The sequence below is a fragment of the Mesorhizobium sp. WSM4846 genome, assembly GCF_055811415.1.
In genome coordinates this window covers 1-18,694 of sequence record NZ_JBVVPZ010000071.1, presented here as the reverse complement: position 1 = coordinate 18,694, position 18,694 = coordinate 1, and the positions used below count along the sequence as shown (strand labels likewise).

The 18,694-nt window shown below is 64.5% G+C and carries 18 protein-coding genes and 2 pseudogenes; 7 read left to right on the top strand and 13 right to left on the bottom strand.

What is annotated here, in order from left to right:
* Positions 1-328: 328 nt before the first annotated feature.
* Positions 329-847, bottom strand: coding sequence for a peptide-methionine (S)-S-oxide reductase MsrA (msrA, locus tag AC0L15_RS32105; protein ID WP_473498281.1), 519 nt, complete (start codon positions 845-847; stop codon positions 329-331).
* 151 nt (positions 848-998) lie between these two features.
* On the opposite strand from msrA, the gene AC0L15_RS32100 reads away from it, so the two are divergent.
* The 7 genes and pseudogenes from AC0L15_RS32100 (at position 999) to AC0L15_RS32070 (ending at position 6,461) form a co-directional block, all read left to right on the top strand.
* Positions 999-1,601, top strand: a complete 603-nt coding sequence (locus AC0L15_RS32100) for a cold-shock protein (RefSeq protein ID WP_473498279.1) — start codon at positions 999-1,001, stop codon at positions 1,599-1,601.
* Between the two features lie 536 nt (positions 1,602-2,137).
* Positions 2,138-3,145 (top strand): non-homologous end-joining DNA ligase, encoded by a 1,008-nt coding sequence (gene ligD / locus AC0L15_RS32095; RefSeq protein ID WP_473498277.1) that lies wholly within the window; start codon positions 2,138-2,140, stop codon positions 3,143-3,145.
* Positions 3,146-3,634: 489 nt separating this feature from the next.
* Positions 3,635-4,387, top strand: coding sequence for an acetoacetate decarboxylase (locus AC0L15_RS32090; RefSeq protein WP_473498275.1), 753 nt, complete (start codon positions 3,635-3,637; stop codon positions 4,385-4,387).
* A 186-nt stretch (positions 4,388-4,573) separates the two neighbouring features.
* Positions 4,574-5,272: a CoA transferase subunit A gene (locus tag AC0L15_RS32085; protein ID WP_473498273.1), complete on the top strand. Its 699-nt coding sequence runs from the start codon at positions 4,574-4,576 to the stop codon at positions 5,270-5,272.
* A gap of 13 nt (positions 5,273-5,285) precedes the next feature.
* Positions 5,286-5,915: a 3-oxoacid CoA-transferase subunit B gene (locus tag AC0L15_RS32080; RefSeq protein ID WP_473498271.1), complete on the top strand. Its 630-nt coding sequence runs from the start codon at positions 5,286-5,288 to the stop codon at positions 5,913-5,915.
* A 37-nt stretch (positions 5,916-5,952) separates the two neighbouring features.
* A pseudogene (locus AC0L15_RS32075) lies at positions 5,953-6,082 on the top strand (DNA-binding response regulator); the annotation flags it as partial.
* Positions 6,083-6,218: 136 nt separating this feature from the next.
* Complete coding sequence (locus AC0L15_RS32070; RefSeq protein ID WP_473498270.1) at positions 6,219-6,461, top strand: NAD(P)H-dependent oxidoreductase; 243 nt, start codon at positions 6,219-6,221, stop codon at positions 6,459-6,461.
* Positions 6,462-6,647: 186 nt separating this feature from the next.
* Here the strand turns inward: AC0L15_RS32070 and AC0L15_RS32065 are convergent.
* From AC0L15_RS32065 to AC0L15_RS32010, 12 genes and pseudogenes are all read right to left on the bottom strand, one after another.
* Positions 6,648-6,773: pseudogene (locus AC0L15_RS32065) on the bottom strand (IS5/IS1182 family transposase); the annotation flags it as partial.
* Between the two features lie 97 nt (positions 6,774-6,870).
* Positions 6,871-7,920: a type 2 isopentenyl-diphosphate Delta-isomerase gene (fni, locus tag AC0L15_RS32060; RefSeq protein ID WP_473498268.1), complete on the bottom strand. Its 1,050-nt coding sequence runs from the start codon at positions 7,918-7,920 to the stop codon at positions 6,871-6,873.
* Between the two features lie 100 nt (positions 7,921-8,020).
* Complete coding sequence (locus AC0L15_RS32055; protein ID WP_473498266.1) at positions 8,021-8,908, bottom strand: terpene synthase family protein; 888 nt, start codon at positions 8,906-8,908, stop codon at positions 8,021-8,023.
* Positions 8,905-10,455: a hypothetical protein gene (locus tag AC0L15_RS32050; protein WP_473498264.1), complete on the bottom strand. Its 1,551-nt coding sequence runs from the start codon at positions 10,453-10,455 to the stop codon at positions 8,905-8,907. Before AC0L15_RS32050 ends, AC0L15_RS32055 begins: the two co-directional genes overlap by 4 nt.
* A 304-nt stretch (positions 10,456-10,759) precedes the next feature.
* A complete protein-coding gene (locus tag AC0L15_RS32045; RefSeq protein ID WP_473498283.1) occupies positions 10,760-11,758 on the bottom strand; it encodes a polyprenyl synthetase family protein in 999 nt (332 codons plus the stop codon).
* A 151-nt stretch (positions 11,759-11,909) separates the two neighbouring features.
* Positions 11,910-13,253 (bottom strand): cytochrome P450, encoded by a 1,344-nt coding sequence (locus AC0L15_RS32040; RefSeq protein WP_473498262.1) that lies wholly within the window; start codon positions 13,251-13,253, stop codon positions 11,910-11,912.
* Positions 13,253-14,092 carry an SDR family oxidoreductase gene (locus tag AC0L15_RS32035; protein ID WP_473498260.1) on the bottom strand — a complete coding sequence of 280 codons (840 nt, stop codon included), beginning with the start codon at positions 14,090-14,092 and terminating at the stop codon, positions 13,253-13,255. The genes AC0L15_RS32040 and AC0L15_RS32035 overlap by 1 nt, the downstream gene beginning before the upstream one ends.
* Positions 14,079-14,387 (bottom strand): ferredoxin, encoded by a 309-nt coding sequence (locus tag AC0L15_RS32030; RefSeq protein WP_473498258.1) that lies wholly within the window; start codon positions 14,385-14,387, stop codon positions 14,079-14,081. The genes AC0L15_RS32035 and AC0L15_RS32030 overlap by 14 nt, the downstream gene beginning before the upstream one ends.
* 1 nt (position 14,388) lies before the next feature.
* Positions 14,389-15,678, bottom strand: coding sequence for a cytochrome P450 (locus tag AC0L15_RS32025; protein WP_473498256.1), 1,290 nt, complete (start codon positions 15,676-15,678; stop codon positions 14,389-14,391).
* 94 nt (positions 15,679-15,772) lie between these two features.
* Positions 15,773-16,975: a cytochrome P450 gene (locus AC0L15_RS32020; RefSeq protein ID WP_473498254.1), complete on the bottom strand. Its 1,203-nt coding sequence runs from the start codon at positions 16,973-16,975 to the stop codon at positions 15,773-15,775.
* Positions 16,976-16,991: 16 nt separating this feature from the next.
* Entirely contained in the window at positions 16,992-17,825 is an 834-nt protein-coding gene (locus AC0L15_RS32015; protein ID WP_473498252.1) for a cytochrome P450, read from the bottom strand.
* Positions 17,795-18,118: a hypothetical protein gene (locus AC0L15_RS32010; RefSeq protein ID WP_473498250.1), complete on the bottom strand. Its 324-nt coding sequence runs from the start codon at positions 18,116-18,118 to the stop codon at positions 17,795-17,797. The genes AC0L15_RS32015 and AC0L15_RS32010 overlap by 31 nt, the downstream gene beginning before the upstream one ends.
* Between the last annotated feature and the right edge of the window lie 576 nt (positions 18,119-18,694).

Genomic DNA, 18,694 nt, shown 5'->3' with positions numbered 1-18,694 from the left:
GCAGGCCCCGAACTGCTGAGAGCACAAATGCTGCCACCGCGCCACACAATTTGAGGAAGAACCGCTAATTGTGGATGCGGCGATTTGGTTGAGCCTTGGCATTTAATTGTGAGAATCCAGGTGATCTGATTCTCAAATTAACTGCATTTGAGACGAGACTCTCGACCTGCGGGCTTGGGCTATCATGTTCTCGGCAGCGTCAGTGAATTAATCGCGACCGCTTTGGACGTGACGCGGTGGGCTATGCCGCCACAGCGCTGGACGGTCCGCGATCGGTCCCCGACGGATTCGGCGAACTGGCCGAGAAGGAGTTGGAAAGTGTGGCGGCCTACCCCGCGCGGCGAACTTCCTCTCGCGCCGGAAGCTTCCAGTTTGGTCTTGGGAAATGACAGGTGTAGCCATTGGGATACCGCTCGAGATAGTCCTGATGCTCCGGCTCGGCCTCCCAGAAATCGCTGACCGGCACCACCTCGGTCACGACCTTACCGGGCCAAAGCCGGGATGCTTCGACATCGGCGATGGTGTCTTCCGCAACGCGCTTTTGCTCGTCGTCTGTATAGAAGATCGCCGAGCGGTAGCTCGCGCCGACATCGTTGCCCTGGCGGTTGCGCGTCGTTGGATCATGGATCTGGAAGAAGAATTCCAGCAGATCGCGATAGCTGATCGTGTCTGGATCGAACACGATCTCGATCGCCTCGGCGTGGCTGCCATGATTGCGATAGGTAGCGTTAGGCACCTCACCGCCGGTGTAGCCGACGCGGGTGGAAATCACGCCGGGGTAGCGGCGGATCAGATCCTGCATACCCCAGAAGCAGCCGCCTGCAAGCACAGCGCGTTCGGTCGTCATGGTCTCTGACCTCCTGAGTTTGGGTTCATCGCCAATATAGGCATTGTTGCATCTTTTTTCAGTCGCAGGCCATTTGACACAAAGGCGTCGCCCGATGGAGATTATCCTGAACAGCTAGCGCAGTGCGCGCGCCATTTCAGTCGAGACGATCATGGGCAAGTATAGAGACCAACGCGAGCCACGCAGGCGTCGGTATGACGATGACCCGGTTTCCTTTTCGGAACGGACTTCCGAACCGAGCTACTTTCAACGCCCGGCGACCGTAACGGCAGAGCCCGTCGACGTCGAGGTGATCTGGTTCAATACCAGCAAGGGTTTCGGCTTCGTCAAACTGTCCGATGGCACGGAGGCTTATCTCCACATCCGAGTGTTGGAGGCTGCCGGAAGCCGCGCTGTTGCCGAGGGGACACGTCTCAAGGTCGCGTTTGAAGAAAGTCCAAGAGGTCGTCAGGTCGTGCACGTGCTGGAGATCAGCGATCAGATCGTGAAAACGCCGGCAGATGCGCGCCTTGCTGAGGGGTCCATCGCCGGGAAGGGTGGTGCGCAGCTGGAGAGCGAGGGCGCGGTCAAGTGGTACAATCCCGAAAAAGGCTTCGGCTTCATTGCTCCCGATAACAGTGAGAAGGACGTTTTCGTTCATGCCACCGCGTTGAACCGCTCAGGGCTCAGCGTGTTGGTGGAGGGACAGAAAGTGTTTGTCGAATGCGGGCAGGGCAAGAAAGGCCTGGAAGTCCGGAGCATTCGCCTCGCCTAGAAGCCAATACGTTGGCCGCCAAATTGCCGCTCATACAAAGAAAAAGCCCACTGCCGGGAGGAGGTGGCAGTGGGCCCGATTTGAAATGCAGCGCGGGAGGAGGTGCGCCGCACTCAGCGCCAGCATCGCATCTGGGAGGAGTAGATGGCCGACAACATGATCATATCGATCGCCGCAGATATTGCAATGCACAAATTTCATATCGCAATTGCGAAGGCGTTTCCTGGGTAAAACCATCGACATTGTCTCGAAAGATCCACCCAACAGCTGGCGGCTTTAGAGATTAATGGTGTTGGTCATTTTGCGCTCCTTTGTGTTGTTGCAAGGAGGCAGAATACTATGCCGAGCGAGCGCGGCCGTTCTTATCAAAAATCCCGTGGTTCAGGCAGCTTAATCGGCATAGTTGCCGGCTCGGGATAAGATCCCTACGAGCATCGGCAGCATCAAGGTGAAGAGCCGCGATTTCCGATAGAAGCTGCAACTGATGTACCGTCATCATGTGGTAGTCTGGCCCGCATGGCGACGCTTCATCTGAATTGGCGTGGAAGACGGTGAATCCGGCAAAGCCGAATAGAACGCATCCGCCGAAATGGATCGAGCCTCAACTGACGCGCCTGGTCAACGAAGCGCCCGACGGCCCCGGTTGGCTTCACGAAATCAAGTACGACGGATACCGCATGCACGCGCGGATCGACGGCAGCGACATCCGCTTGCTCACCCGCACCGGCCTCGATTGGTCGCATCGCTATCAAGCGACGATAGCGGCCCTCCGCGCGCTCCCGGTGAAAGAGGCATATCTCGACGGGGAGCTGTGCGCCGTTCGGGCAGACGGCGTCACCTCCTTCAGCCGTCTGCAGGCCGCTATGGATGAGGGCCGCACGGGCGATCTTGCCTTCTTTGCTTTCGATCTTCTGTTCCTGAACGGAGAAAGCATTGCGAAGCTGCCGCTCATCGACCGCAAGGCGCGACTGGAAGGCCTGTTTTCGACCGACATGCCCGGCCTGCGCTTCAGCGATCACGTGATCGGCGACGGGCCTGCGTTCCGCAAGCACGCCTGCCGGCTTGCACTCGAGGGCGCTATCTCAAAGCGGATCGACAGCGCCTATGCATCCGGCAATCGCGGCCTATGGGTCAAGTCAAAGTGTCTCAACAGAGAGGAATTCATCGTCGTCGGCTGGACCGATCCGACTGGAAGCCGGCCACATATCGGCTCGCTGCTCCTAGGCTACTACACCGATGATGGTCGTCTGTTGTACGCGGGCCGCGTCGGCACGGGCATCACGGTTGCAGAGCTCAAGCGATTGGCTCGCCGGCTTGGGCCACTTCAGACAGCTCGAATGCCCCTCGACGTCGCGCCGCCGCGCGAGAGCCGGTTTGGCTCGCCGCTTGAGCTGTCGCGCGTGCATTGGGTCAGGCCTGAAGTGGTGGTCGAGGTCACCTATCTCACCTGGACGGAAGACAATCGCCTGCGCCAGGTCTCGTATCAGGGTGAGCGGCAGGACAAGCCGGCCCGGCAGGTGGTGCGTTCCCTGCCCCATCCCTGATCAACTCGGGCGCCGTTTTGTTTCAAGTCACCCGACTTGCACTACCTGCAGTGTGCCGGGGGGGCAATGGCCTTGATCAGCGACTCCCTAGCTGGTGACTCCGCACCGCCGGTGAATGCTTGTTTGCGTCGAACCTGTTTGTAATTCGCTCAACTGGCATTGATGCGCCCCCGTGGAACGGGATAAATCTGGACAGGAATGGTGCCCAGAGGTGCTCGAGCCGGTCGGTGCTTATTTCGAAGCCTCGGTAAACTCGCGCATATACACAAGCCATGGGCGATGCCTGTGTCGCCGATGGCGCAATGGCAGGATGCTTACAAAAAAGGACATATCAAGACCTAATAGCTGAGCGGCCGTTGTAGCTAACCTGAAAAGATATCAATTAATCAAGGTATTACCGGCGTGGCATTCTCCTTGCGAGGTTCATGCAGATCTTAGCAGTGAAGCGTCCTTATCCGGGATGCAGCGCTCACCGGGGAGGTACAAGCCTTGAAATCCAAAGATGTGCGTGCCCAAGCCTATTCCATGCCGCTGACAAGCCCCGCCTACCCGACGGGGCCATATCGCTTCGTGGACCGCGAGTACCTTATCATCACCTACCGGACGGACCCCGACCGGCTACGCGCCCTAGTCCCTCAGCCACTCGAATTCGATGACCCCTTGGTAAAGTTTGAGTTCATTCGAATGCCCGACTCTGCGGGTTTCGGGAGCTATATTGAGTCCGGCCAGGTCATTCCCGTTAGATTTAACGACGTGATCGGCGGCTATTCGCATGCCATGTATTTGGACGACGGACCGCCAATTTTGGGTGGCCGTGAGTTGTGGGGATTCCCGAAGAAATATGCACATCCTGCGTTAGAGGTCTATGGAGACACACTGGTCGGCACCCTCGACTACGGCCCGGTCCGGATCGCAACAGGCACCATGGGCTTTAAACATTGGGCGCTCGACCACAGCGAGGTGCTGGCCTCGCTGTGTCAGCCGACATTCCTCCTGAAGATTATTCCGCATGTCGATGGCAGCCTGCGCGTCTGCGAGTTGGTACGCCTTAAGATGGAGGACGTGACATTGAAGGGCGCATGGGGTGCTCCCGCAGGCTTGGACTTACGGTCGCATGCACTCGCGCCGATTGCAGAACTGCCGGTTCTGGAGGTCGTTTCAGCCGCCCATTTCATCGCGGATCTGACACTCGGCCTCGGGACAGTTGTTCACGACTATCTGGCGGAGCCGCAGGCGGCGTGAACCCGAAGTCAAGGTGATCAGAAAACGACCAGCATGTAGGTCGGGCAACAAAGAAAGTGGCTCTCACGAAGCCGCATCAAGCCGTTGCGGAAAGTTTTCCATGTGCCCTTCGCGGACGGGTTGGCCGTGCGACGACTGTTGCGATGACGGTGAGCCCACCTGGTAAAGCTGGATCGGAGTGATGACGTGCAAAAAGTATTTAGCAGCCCTGCTTCGGCACTTGAAGGGCTTTTGTTCGATGGAATGTGCATAGCGGCTGGCGGCTTTGGCCTTTGTGGTATTCCCGAGCTTTTGATCAGCGCTGTTATGCAAGCTGGTACCAAGGACCTTACGATAGCCTCGAACAACTGCGGCATCGACGACTTCGGGCTTGGTGTCCTGTTGAGGAGGAGGCAAGTCAAGAAGATGATCTCGTCTTATGTCGGCGAGAACGCCGAGCTTATGCGCCAGTATCTGAGCGAAGAGCTGGAGCTTGAGTTCAACCCGCAGGGAACGCTCGCCGAACGAATGCGTGCCGGTGGTGCCGGTATCGCAGGGTTCTACACGAAGACAGGTGTCGGCACGGTTGTAGCCGACGGCAAGGAGCATAAGACCTTCAAAGGCGAAACGTATGTGCTCGAGACCGCCATCGTCGCGGATCTCTCGATAGTCAAGGCCTGGAAGGCTGACACGTCCGGCAATCTCGTATTCCGCAAGACAACTCGCAACTTCAATCCTCCGGCGGCGACCTGCGGCAACATCTGCGTCGCGGAGGTCGAGGAGATCGTTCCTGTTGGCGGCCTCGATCCCGATCAGATCCACCTGCCGGGGATCTACGTGCATCGCTTGGTCCAGGGCGAGCATGAGAAACGGATCGAACAACGCACGACGCGTGCGGCGGCTTGAGGGGAGAGAAAAAATGGCCTGGGACAGAAACCAAATGGCGGCGCGGGCTGCACGAGAACTTGAAGACGGCACCTACGTCAATCTCGGCATCGGCATTCCCACGTTGGTCGCCAATTACATTCCGGACGGCATCCATGTAACGCTGCAGTCGGAGAACGGCCTGCTTGGTATTGGTCCATTCCCGACCGAGGAGGAGATCGACGCCGATCTTATCAATGCCGGCAAACAAACGGTGACCGCACTGCCAGATTCCGCCTTCTTCGACTCGGCGCAGAGCTTTGCAATGATCCGCGGCGGCAAGATCGCCATGGCTATCCTCGGCGCCATGGAAGTAGCCGAGAACGGTGACTTAGCGAATTGGATGATCCCCGGAAAGCTGGTGAAGGGCATGGGTGGAGCAATGGATCTGGTCGCCGGGGTCAAGCGCGTCGTCGTGGTCATGGACCACACCAACAAGCCGGGGAACTCCAAAGTGTTGAAGGCGTGCACTCTGCCACTGACCGGCAAATCGGTTGTCAACAGAATCATCACGAACCTTGGCGTTTTAGATGTCGTTGAAGGAGGCCTGAGGCTGGTGGAGGTGGCCAATGGCGTAACCGAAAGCGAACTGCGCAACGCAACGGAGGCGACGATCGTCAACTGATCGGCGGTCCCAGAAGGCACGTTCAAGCCCACAAAACCGAAAATGGCGCCACGGCGGGCTTCGATATTCCGATGTTCATCCTCTCCTGCCGCACCGACGAGGCTGGTATCGTCTCGGGCCTCGAACTCGGCGCCGACGATTATGTCACCGAGCCGGTCGGTACGAACTAGCTCGTCGCGCGAATCTGCGTGCGCTTTGAAGCTTGCCCCGTTGCCACGCGGCTAACAGCCCGTCTTTCCCAGGGACGTCGGTTCTCGGAATATCGGGCGGCGTAAACACACGCCACCCCGCACCACCGCGGTGGTGAACGCGCTTGTCAAGGCGGTCGCGTTGCGCGTGCCGGCGGACACCGGTCCGATCGAGATTACCGAGGCGACACCCTCGCTTTTCGCCGGGCTATCCCGCGACGCACTCGGTGCATCCGGAGAAGGGATCATCCAGCGCGTCGAGAAGGCCGATCTGCTCGTGGTCGGAACGCCTGTCTATCGAGCATCCTACACCGGTGCCTCAAACACCTGTTCGATGTCGTCGATTATCGTGCGCTGACGGGCAAGACCGTGCTGCTCGCGGCGACCTGTGGCACCCCCATACCATGGCCTGGTGCTCGAACATCAACTCCGGCAACCCTATCTGCAATCAATTCCGGCACCGCCTGGTTGGTACTCAATAACGAGCTTCAATGGCCTGAACCTGTCGAAGTCCTACGGAGAGTTTCTGTCATTCCTCGCGTCTGTCTAGCCGCACCAGCGCTTCATTGACCATCAGCCGGATCGGGCGCAGTGGATGATCGGCTGGAACGAAATCCTCCAACCGCTTCATCGTGAACAGCTGCTCCATGAACACATCGCTCCCGCGCATCGAACCGCTTCGCCAAGGTGGATCAGTAGTCTATGTTTGGCGTAGGCATTTCAGCAGCCGGCTAGGCGCCCGCCGCCACGTGCGGGCCACGCCGGCATCAACCGGCGGGCAGATGCGCCGAGGGCAACAAGCGCGCCTGACGCAACGCCGCCAGATCAGCCGAGCCGGTGCAGAAGCAGGCGACGGCCAACTGGCGGATGACGATCTCGAAATGCGCGACAACCGCCTCGGTGGACACCGTCGCCGCGTGCAGCACGCCGGCCGCCTGCCCGGCGATGTCCGCGCCCAGGCGGATGGCCTTGGCCACGTCGACGCCGTCGCGGATCCCGCCCGACGCGATCAGCTTCACCGTTGGCAGCGCCCGACGTACCGCCTGCACGCTGTCCGGGGTCGGAATCCCCCAATCGGCGAACGCCATCGCCACTGCACGGTCGGCGGCATCGCGGGCGCGCTCGCCCTCCACCGCGGCCCAACTGGTGCCGCCGGCGCCGGCGACATCGATCACCGCTACGCCCGCCTCGACGAGCGCACAGGCCACCGAGGCGGACAGGCCCGCCCCCACTTCCTTGGCTACAATCGGCACGCCCAGGCTGCGCGCGGCGCGAGCGACCTGCGCCAGGACGCCGCGCCAGTCGCGGTCGCCCTCCGGCTGTACCGCTTCCTGCAGCGGATTGAGATGAACGATGAGTCCATCGGCCTCCAGCGCATCCACCGCCCGGTGCGCCAGGTCCAGGCCGTCGGCCTCGCGCAGTTGCGCGCCGCCGATATTGGCCAGCAACGGGATGTCTGGAGCCAGGCGGCGCAGCGCGCGCGTCAGCCCCTGGGAGTTGCGGGATTGCAGGCTCACGCGCTGCGAACCAACGCACATGGCGATCCCCAAGGCTTGCGCTGCCTCGCTCAGATGCCGGTTGACGGCCGCGGCGCGTGGCATGCCGCCGGTCATGGAGCTGATCAGCAGCGGCGCGCGCATGGTCTTGCCCAGCAGCGAGGCCCGCAGGTCGATCTGCGTCAGGTCCAACTCGGGCAATGCGCAGTGTTCGAAACGGATGTATTCCCAGCCGGCGGCGACCGTGGCCGGCGCCGTTCGCCGATCCAGTACGATGTCCAGATGGTCGTCCTTGCGCCGGCTCAGGGCGGTGTCGCTCATGCTCGCTCCATCTGTCGCATCGGGCGACGGCGTTGCGTCGGATCGGACCGACGGCCGCGCGCGCACGCAGCCGCCTCCCGCGCGTTCAGGCCGGCGCACGCTAGCCTCGCCCCGCAGCGTCCCTGCGGTAGCGGCTGGTCGAGGTCTGATAGTACTGCGCGCGGATGGCCGCCATGGCCTCGATCAACAGTCCCCACGGCGCGGGAAAGCGTTCTTCCCCCATCACCCGGTGCAGCATGCGCGTATGGCCGGCCAGCTCCTCGTTGAGGAACTCCACCACAGGCATAGCCGGATAGCGCTGCAGCAGCAGGATCGCCGCGTTGTCGGCCTCGCCGGCCGACCTGTCCTCGTCGCGTCCATGCAGATCGTTCTGCAGGCGCCCTATCGCGGAGATGAGCCGCAGGGCCTGGCGAAACGCCGGACGCGCGCGCAACGCCGCCATGTCCAGGCCCCACAGCAACGACAGGCAACAGAACACGTTCGTGTAGGCGATCGAATCGATGCCGTTGTGCAGGTACTCGGCGTAGGACCAGCGTTCCGCCCCTGCCGCCTGCGCGTGTCCGGCGCGCAGCGCCGCGCAGTAGCACCGGGTATCTTCGAGAAGCCGAGCATAGTCGCGACGATCGTAGGCGAGCGCGGCCAGCGAAGCGCGCAGCACAGCGCAGCCCTCGAACCCGGGGAGCGCGCACGGCACGCCCTGCGCCAGCGCCTGCTCCACCGCGGCGAGCTGCTCCGGCGCGATCAGGCCAAGGTCGTTGCAATCGTCGAGCCAGAACAGCAGCGCCAGTTCGCGATAGAACGCCACGATCAGCGTTTCGTCCTGTGGATCGCGGCCGGTGCGGGCGCTGGTGTCACGCAGGCTCGGGTGGATGCGCTGCAGGATGTACTGGCCGCCCCTGACCGCTTCCACCGCATGCTCGTCGGCGAACCCGCTCAGGGAACGCCCCCACTCCAGCACCTGCTGCAGCGCGCGTTCGGTCTGGATCATGGCGCCGCTCCTGCTCCCTGGGCCAGGACGCGCCGCCCCCAACCAAGCGCCAGCCACAACCCGGCGAGTTCGGCCACGCGCACGACCCGGGTGGGGCAATACAGTTCCTTGCCGATCCACAGCGGCGTCTGCGGCAATGTATGCGCCGCATGGCGGGCGAGCATCCACTCCAGCGCACGCGCCACCGCCTGCGCGATGCGCCGGCGCCCTGCCGGCTCTTCGGTCCCGTCCATCACGTGCAACGCGAACAGCGCATAGGCGGTTTCCTCGAATGTGGACGCGCGACCGGCGCCCCAGCCGCCGTCGTCGCGCTGCGCCTGCAGCAGCGCCGCCAGCGCGCGCTCGTCGCGCCACTGGGGCTTGCCTTGCGCCAGCGCAGCGACCGCATGCGCGGTGGGATACAGCCAAGAAACGTGCCATTTTTCGTTGTCCCACAAACCGTGCGGGTTGCGATTGGCCTCGACGTAGGCGCTGGTCCGGGCGGCGGGGTTTCCCAACAGTCGCAACGCATGCAGGGCATGGATGTTGGTCGACACCGAGGCATTGCGCTCGCCGGGGAAGGTGACGAAGAGCTCGTCGATTTCGAAATGACGCAACGCATCGACCGCCGGGTCGCGGCCTGCAAGGCGCAGGACGCACAACGCAACGGCGGTGTCGTCCGCATCGGCCGCGAAGTGCAAGGCCGGGCCCAGACCGCGCACGTCCAGGTGGGCGTCGAGCTGCGCGACGATCACGCGCACCGCCTCGGCGAGCGCGGGATGCGCGAACAGCCCGGCCAGATGCAGGGTGTACAGCGACCAGCATGGCTCGAACACATTAATCGGCCAGACGTTGGGAACGACACCTTCGATGCCGCTACGCGTCGCACGCGATGCCGCCTGCAGATACGCGTCGGCGCGCCCGACCTGCGACATGCTCCCCCGTGTCACGGCGTGCGCACGCCACGCGGCGGTGGCCGCCGGACTGATGCCGATGCTGCCGTCGTCATCCGGGCATGCGGTGGTCGGCGACGTCCCCCAGGCTTCCCAGGAGTGCAGCAACGGATGGCCGCTTGGCAAGGTCGCCACCGCCCCTAGCTTGACCAGGCACGCTTGCCGCAATGGCAACAGCGCCGGGTGGCGCGGAAACGCCACGCCGCCGAGCAAGGATGCGGCCTCGACGCACAACTGCGGCAGGATCAGCTCCGCGCCGATCGGCGCGTCTTCCGGCACCGCTTGCGCGTAGGGATCGGGCTGGCGCTCGAGGAACCGGGTTGCAGCCTGGACTGCGTCGGCAGCGCCGGGAAGAGGATCGGCACGCTGCAATGCGATCAACGCCGCCCACGTGGGCGCATGGCGGAACAGCGGGAAGTCCGCGCTTCCCCATCCGCCATCGGCCTGTTGCTGCGCGAGGAGCCACGCGTATGCGTCCTGCCGACCGGTGACGGTGCCGTGGAACTGCAGAGCTCGCGCCGTGTCGTAGACGGACGGACCGACGCTGCCGCCGTCGCTCATCTCGCTCAGCAGGTGGCGCAATTCGTAAAGGATCTGTTCGGACAGCGCGTTCACGCGGGATGTTCCTTCTGCAGACGGTCGACGAGAACCAGGACAAGCAGAGGCCGCGCTCGTCGCCACAGGCCGGTTGCGGCCCGGCGCACGGCAGCGCCGGACGGCCGCCCTGCTCCGGCGCGGCGACGCGCCCCGATGCCGGCGCCGGTCCGCCGCATAGGCTTGCGCGCAGGCGCCGCGTGCGCCGCGGCCGTGCTGGGCAACCGCTGCGATCGGCGCCGCCGCCTCGGAACACAGTGCAGCATGCACCGCTGCCGCCAGCCGATCGCAGCGGCACAGGGCGGCTCCATGCGGACGGGCGCGCTCATGCGCAGGGCGCGTGCTTGAACAGATACGCGTTGGCCCGCTGCAGCATCTGCGCCAATCGTTCCGCACGCGGCCCCAGCGGGGCGATGGCCTCCCCGGCGTCGCGCAACAGATCCAGCGCGAACTGGCGCGCTGCCTGCAGCCCCATGATCGACGCGCAGGTCGGCTTCTGCGCCGCCGCGTCCTTGCCGGCGGTCTTGCCCAGCGTCGCGGTATCGACTGTCGCGTCGAGAATGTCGTCGACCACCTGCAGCGCCAGGCCGAAACAGGCGCTGTAGCGATCGAGCGCACAGTACAGCGCAGCGTGCGCGGCATCCTCCGAGATGGCGCCTAGCGCGCCCATGCGAACGGACGCGCGCACTAGCGCTCCGCTCTTCATCCGGTGCATCGCCACGATCCTGTCCAGCTCGACGTGCTTTCCGACCAGCGACAGATCCATGGCCTGCCCGCCTGCGGCACCCTCGGCGGACACCGCCTGCGCCAGTTCGCGCACGAGCGCGATACGGTTGTGGCCCGGCGCATCCAGGCTCGCCAGGGTCAGGAAGGCGTGCGCCTGCAGCGCATCGCCGACCAGGATCGCAGTGGCTTCGCCGAACTTGACGTGCACGGTCGGAAGGCCGCGGCGAAGCACGTCATCGTCCATCGCGGGCAGGTCGTCGTGGACCAGGGTACAGGCGTGCATCATCTCGATGGCGGCGCCGACGTCGTCGAGCATGTGCGCCGGCGTGTCGGCCAGTGCGCCGGCAGCCAGACAGAGCAAGGCGCGGGTGCGCTTCCCGCCATGCAAGGTGGCATAGCGCATCGCCGTCATCAGCTCGGTCTCACCGTCGTCTTCGGCGCAGAGAAGACGCGCCAGCGCCTGTTCGACCCGCTTTGCACCGTCCTGCATCCAGATCTCCGGCAGCAGCCTGCCGGACGCGCCGCGCGCCTGCGCGCCCAATCCGCCGAGCGAGGAAACGCCAGTTCGGTCGTCGTGTAGCGTGGAACCGGTCTGCATGTCGTTCATGTCCTTGTACCTGACAGGAGACCGCCACGGCGAGCGGCGAGCCGCCGCGGTGTTGCTGGCGTCGCACCGAGCGAGCGCGCCGAGTGCAGCAATGCCGCGCGTCGGCGCCGCTGCCTCGCCACACGGGGCGTGCGATGCCAGCTCATGAGAATCCGATGCGGATTGTCATGGACGGATGTGCGGTCGGGTAATAGCGCCGGCCTTTTTCGACGCCGCTCAGCAACCGCGGCCGCACCCCGGCCTTGTGCATGGTCAGCGCCAAGGCGATGGAGAACTGCACCAGTTCCAGCCATACCAGGTGGTAGCCGATGCAGACGTGTGGCCCGGTACCGAACTGCAGCATGTCCACCGGCCGAATCGGCTCCGTGCGTTGCAGCCACCGCGCCAGGCGGAACTGATCAGGCGCCTCGTGCAGCAGCGCCGAGGTCGAGAAATGCAGCAGCGGGATGCACAGATGGGTGCCGGCGGGAATGCGCCGTTGGCCGAGTTGCAATTCCTGCAGCGCGCGACGCGGCAGGAGCGTAGTCGCCGGATGCACGCGCAGCGTCTCGCGGAACAGCGCCTCGGCGACCGGACACTGCGCCAGGTCCGCGTGTCGGGTCGGCACCGCGCCCACGCGTTGCGCCTCCTCGACCAGGGCGTCCCACAGCACAGGCTGCCGCGCCAGCTCGATCACCATCCAGGCCATCGTCGAGGCGGTGGTGTCGTGACCGCCAAGCAGCAGCAGGCGGATATTGGCGACCAGGACGTCATCGGAGAGCGCATCATCGCTGCGATCGAAGGCGCTCACCATGTCGTTGATCAACCCCGTTCGCGCGGCATGCGCGCGCGCGTCGCGGACGAACTGGTGCAACTGCACGTCGATCCAGTCGCGGGCGGCGCGGCCGCGCCGCAAGGGCAGTCCGGGCAGGTCGATCGGGGGCGCGACGATCAACTGCAGCAGTTGCCGGTACTTGCGATGCCATCCCGGCAGGTCGTTCGCGGGGATTCCCATGAGGCTGAAGATGAGCTTGAGCGTCAGATCGCCGGTTTCGCGCAGGATGGTTACGTCGCCGCGGTCGCGCCACGCCTGAACCCGCGCCAGGATGATGGGCGCGAACAGGTCGCCGATGCCGGCCTGGGTCAGCCCCTTGGGCAGGAACGCCGCCTTGATCGCATCGCGCGCCTGCCGGTGCGCGACGCCGTCCTGGGCGACCAACGTTCCGCCAAGCAATTCGGGCGCGATCTCTTCGATCAGCGCCGAGGACACGTCCTTGTGCCGGAGTAGTGCGAACGCGTCTGGATCCACGCAGGTCATCAGGTGTCCGGCAGGGCCGAAATCAAGCCAGAAGTGGCTGCCCAGCGTCCGTTCCGCGCGCCGCAGCAGGCGCGGCAGGTCGCAGACGATGGCGGGAAGATGCCCGACCAGAGGGAAAGCGCCGGGCACGACCGGGATGTCGTACCGCAGCCGGTGCCGACGGTTCAGCGGGTTGAGCAGCATGTCCATCAGCAGCGCGGTGCCGCGGCCGCTTCGGCACCGGCAGGCCGCGCGGTGCGGCTGTTGCCACCGTCGGCGTAGGTCGGCACATGCGCGAGCATGCCGCCGTCAATGCACACGACCTGGCCGGTGATGAACGCAGCATCGTCGGAGAGCAGGAACGCCACCAGCCCGGCCACGTCCTCGGGGCGCCCGGCGCGCGGCAGGAGCTGGTGCCGGCGCAGATGCCGTCGCATGCACTCGTCCAGCTTGGCGAGTAGACGCTCGGTCATGATGAGACCCGGCGCAACCGCGTTGCAGCGGATCTGCGCATGACCGTACTGGGTGGCGAGCGAGGCCGACAGCATGTTCATCGCCGCCTTCGACGCGGCGTAGGACGTCTGCGCGGTGTCACCGCTGAGCCCCTGGCACGACGACATGTTGACGATCGCGCCACCACCGCGGGCGATCATCCGTGGGATGGCCTGCCGGCAGCAGAGCAGCGTGCCGCGCAGATTGGTCGCCATGGTCTGATCCCAGACCGCCAGGTCCAGGTCGAGGATCGCCCTGTCGCGCGGGGTCAGATGCATGGCGCTCGCGTTGTTCACCAGCAGGTCGACCCCACCGAAGTGCCGCTCCGCCGTCTCGAACAGCGCTGCCACCGCCTGCGCATCGGAGATGTCCATGGCCAGTGCCAGCGCGTGGCGCGCTTCGGCCGCGATCTGCACCGTGCAGGCGATGGCCGCCGAGCCATCAATGTCGGCCACCACCACTCTGCCGCCCTCGCGCGCGATGGCGAGGGCGCATGCCTTGCCAATGCCGGCGCCGGCGCCGGTCACAACGGCCACCTTGCCTTCAAACCGTCCCATCGTGTCCTCCTGGATTGCGGTGGTCTTCCGCGGCAAGCCGCTCGGCCTCCGCCGGAAAAGGCGCAGAGTCGGCGCTGGCGCGCTCGTCATCGCCAGCGTCGGTTTCAATGACCCGAATGGCGGCGACCGGGCACTGGCTGGCCGCGAGCCGCACGGCGGCGTGCAGCGCCTGCGGGACCGTCGCCACACACACTTCGGCCACGCCGTCCGGTTCGCGCTGGCGAAAGGTGCCCGGCAGCGTCAGCACGCACTGCCCGGTGGTTCCGCACAGATCCTGGTCGACCACGACGCGCATCTCAGCCCCCCTGCGCATGCAGCCGCACCGGCAGCGCGCGGAACGTCCTAAGGAACGCGGAGGGCTCCCGGGTCGGCTGCTCGGCCAATGCCAGCGTTGGGAAGCGCGCGTGGATCCGCGGCAGGCTCTCGGCCAACTGCACCCGGGCCAGTTGCGCACCGAGGCAGAAGTGGATGCCGTGGCCGAAGCTCAGCATGATCTTCCCGTCGCTCGACATGCCAGGACTGGTGCCGTAGAACCGCGCGGGATCGAAGCGGTCGGGATCGGCGAAGGCGTCCGGGTCGCGATTGCCGGCCGCGATCAGCACGCGCACGTCCGCGTTCTTCGGAATCACCACGCCGCCCAGTTCAATGTCGCGCTGGGCGATACGCGGAATGGAGCTGAACATGGCGGGCGCATCGCAGCGCAGGACTTCTTCCACGAATGCCTTCACCCCCACGGCGTCCCCCTGCAGCCAGTGTCGCTGTTCGGGATACGCCAGCATCGCCAGGACCGCATGGTCGATGCTCGCAGCAGTGGTGGCGAAGCCGCCCAGCAGCATGCCCCACAGCATGCTGATCAACTCCGCATCCGACAGCGTGTCGGTATCGTCGTCGTGTGCGCCGACCAGCATCGACACGATGTCGTGGCGGGGATCGGTGCGCCTGCGCTGTATGAGGTCGCCGAAGTAGGCCTGCACCCTGGCGCTGGCCTCGTCCGAGGCGGCGAGCTGGGGATCGCTGGCGTGCGGACTCAGGCCTTCCAGAATGGTGCCGATGCCGGCGGCGAGCCCGAACACGTCGTCCTGGGGCATGCCGAACAGTTCGGCGAAGACCAGCATGGGCAAGGCCAGCGCGAATTCCCGATGCAGGTCCACCGCCTCCCCGCGCTCCAGCGCGGGCGCCATGCCGTCCAGGCGCGCTGCGACGATGCGCGCGATGCTCGGCCGCAGGTCGTCGATCTGGCGCATGGTGAAATCGCGCGAGATCAGCCGGCGCAGACGCGTATGCGTCGGGGGATCCTTCATCGCTAGCGTGGATGCCAGCAGATTGAGTGACAGGCTGGTCGCCGCACGCGGGAAATAGCGCGCCAGTTCGCCCGGCGCCGGTCCCCGAAACGCATCGCCCGTGGCCTTGAGCGCCCAGTAAATGTCGACGTGGCGGCTCAACAGAAAGAGGCCCGACGCCGCGCGATGCACCGGATCGTGCTCGCGCAACCACCGCATGAACGGATACGGGTCGTGGATGCACGCTGGCGACGCCAGTTCGGCGAAGGCGTCCCGGCATGCTGCTGTGGTTTCTTGCACGTCCATCCTGGTTACCTGTTGGCTGGCTGATCTGACCGATGCGCGCCCAGGCGCGCCGGCAAATTGCGGAGAAGATCCCCATCCCGGCGGCGTCCGCGCATCACCAGAGCACCGGGAACTCCTCGAACCCGCCAGTGATGATCTCCTTGCGCAGCTTCAGTTCTTCGGGCGCCACGGCCAGGCGTAGCGCGGGAAAGCGCTGGAAGATCGAACCGAACACCACCTTGAGTTCCAGCCTGGCCAGCGCCGCGCCGATACAGTTGTGCGGGCCGTAGGAGAACGCCAGGTGCGGGTTTTCGTCGCGTCCGATGTCGAAGATTTCCGGGTCGTCGAAATGGCGCGGATCGAACGACGTCGCCGGCAGGCCGACCAGCACCTTGCTCTCCGCGGGAATATGCACGCCCGCGATGGTCACGTCGGTCCTCGGATAGCGCATGATGCCGTCCCAGCCCGCGCCCGGCGGGTACATGCGCAGGATTTCCTCCACCGCCTTGTCCACCAGGGACGGATCGCCGACCAGCCGTTCGCGCTGTTGCGGATGGCGGAACATGGCCAGCAGGCCAAATTCGATCTGCGCGACAGTGGTCTCGTGCCCCGCCACCAGTATGCCCGCCGCCAGGCCGATCGCCTCTTCCTCGGTTGCCTTGCCCTGGTCGACCGCTGCGAGCAGATCCGTCAGCAGGTTGTCGCCCGGATCCTGGCGCTTGTCCCGCATCTTGCCGCGAATGTAGGCGCGCAGTTCTTCCCAGGCCAGGCGCGACGCGGTGCGCGGGCCGCTTTCATGCTGGTGCGTCATCACCTCGTCGGACAGCCCGGCGAAAAAGGCGTGATCCTCGTAGAGCACGCCCATCAGCGCGCTGATGACCATGGCTGGAAGCGGAAAGGAGAGGTGGCGCCGCAGGTCGGCGGGCTGGGGCTGGGCCGCCAGCGTCTCGAACAACTGCGCAGCGATCGCCTCGACCTGCTGCGCGAGCAGCTTCACCCTGCGGTTGCTGACGGCCGGCGCCATGATCATGCGTAACCGGGCATGCTCGCTCCCCTCGTGCGAGACCAGCCACCCGGGCGAACCGAGAATCACCGAATCCGGGGTGAATCCCGCCGGCGGCATTCCCGCGGGCCGGAACGCCGGGTCGGACAGCACCGCCTTGGCCTCGTCGTAGCCTGTCACCCACCAGCCTTCGTGCCCGGACGGGAAGCGCACGCGGTGGATCGGACCGTTGGCGCATAGCGCCAACATCTCGGGCGAGGGCTCGATGTGATCGACGCGCCACATCGGCAGCGTCGGCAGGGGTTGTTCGGACATGGTGGCACCTCATTCTCTAAGCGATGGACGGGCGGAAGGTGACCGGCAGGCGCTGCGGGCAGCGAATGACGTAAGACGGCATGTAGACGACGTCCTCCGCGGCGATGGTCAGCGCCAGATCCTCCAGCCGCCCGAACAGCGCGGGGAAGGCGCAGCGCAATTCCAGGCGCGCCAGCTCAGCGCCCAGGCAGGAATGCGGCCCCTCGCCGAACGACAGGTGCGGGTTGTGCCGCCGGGTGACATCGAACCTGTCGGCGCCGGGACCGAAGGCCTTTTCGTCCCGGTTCGCCGCATGGAACGCCATCAGGACGGCGTCGCCGCCGCGGACCATGCATCCGTCGATCTCCACGTCCTGGGTGGCATAGCGGAACGGCAGATTGGCCACTGCGCTGCCCCAGCGCAGGATCTCCTCGATCGCCTGTGACCACGGAACTTGGCCGCTGCGCACCAGGTGCAGTTGCTGCGGATGCGTCAGCAATGCCAGCACGCCATTGCCGATGACGCCGGTGGTGGTCACGAAGCCCGCAGAGAGCACCATGAACAGCATGTCGATGAGCTCGCTGTCGGAAACGAGCTCGCCGTTGTCGCGCGCGACGATCAGGGCCGAAGCCAGATCGTCGCCGAGCTTGCCCCGCTTGAGCGCGATCAGGCGACGGAAGAACTCCGGGATGCGCTGCCGCGTCTGTCGCACCTCTGCGGCTGTGGCGGAGGTGTTGGCCCGGCTGTAGGTGAGCGCGACGATCTCCTCGCGCTGTTCGTCCGGCAAACCAAACAGTTCGGCGATCACATTGGTGGGCAGCGGAACGGCGAACTCGCACATCAGATCTGCACTGCCGCCGCGCTGCGCCATCTCGGCCAGGAGTCGATCGACGCATTGTTCGATCCGTGGCGCCAGCAAGCGATACGACTGGGCGCGAAGCTCCAGGACAGCAGGCCGCGCAAGCGCCGGTGATCGGCGCCATGCGCAGTGACCATGTTGTCCACTTTGCACATCCCGATCAGCGGATGATCCTCGGGAATCTCGCCGTCCTGCAGCGCCCGCCACTGTCGCCAGTCCCTGTTGAAACGCTGGTCGGAAAACATCCGCCTGAGCGTCTGGTGACGGCCTGCCGCCCAGGTCACCACATTGCCTGGCAGCGACACTCGCGCCATCCCCCCTGCTGCAGAATCGCAGCAGACAGACTATTAAGTTGCGTGGGAGCGACCGACACACCGATCACATCGCAATGATCGTTTTCTACGCGCATGCAAACAACTCCAAAGAACCATTATGTAGTAAAGCTACAAAATCATTTGCAGCTTCGCGCAAAATGCGTAGAGTCTCATCCCTCAAAAAGCACCAGCAAAATTGGATTTTGACTAACCGGCTTGATCTTGCCGGGTTCGGGCGCCCTAATTAATTTAATAATAAGGCCCAAAATTCAAGTGAAAAGAATGTTAACTTTATTTGTTACTTGGATTTCTAAAATTACATAATGCCGCAATATATTTCACAATTCTGGCCCGTCATCCAATCCTCTCACGGCGTATCAGAACCGCGCTCGGCAGGGCTTCGGGGCCCGAGAGCCGCAATACGCGAGGGCCGCGTCTTGTCGCAACTGCCCTTGAAGCCTTCGGCGGCGAAGCGCTCTGCCAACGGCATATGCAGCTCTTGGACTTGCCGGTCTGCCGGATCATGTCGACGGTGCCGACGTCATCGTCGGTCCAGCCGGTTCGGAG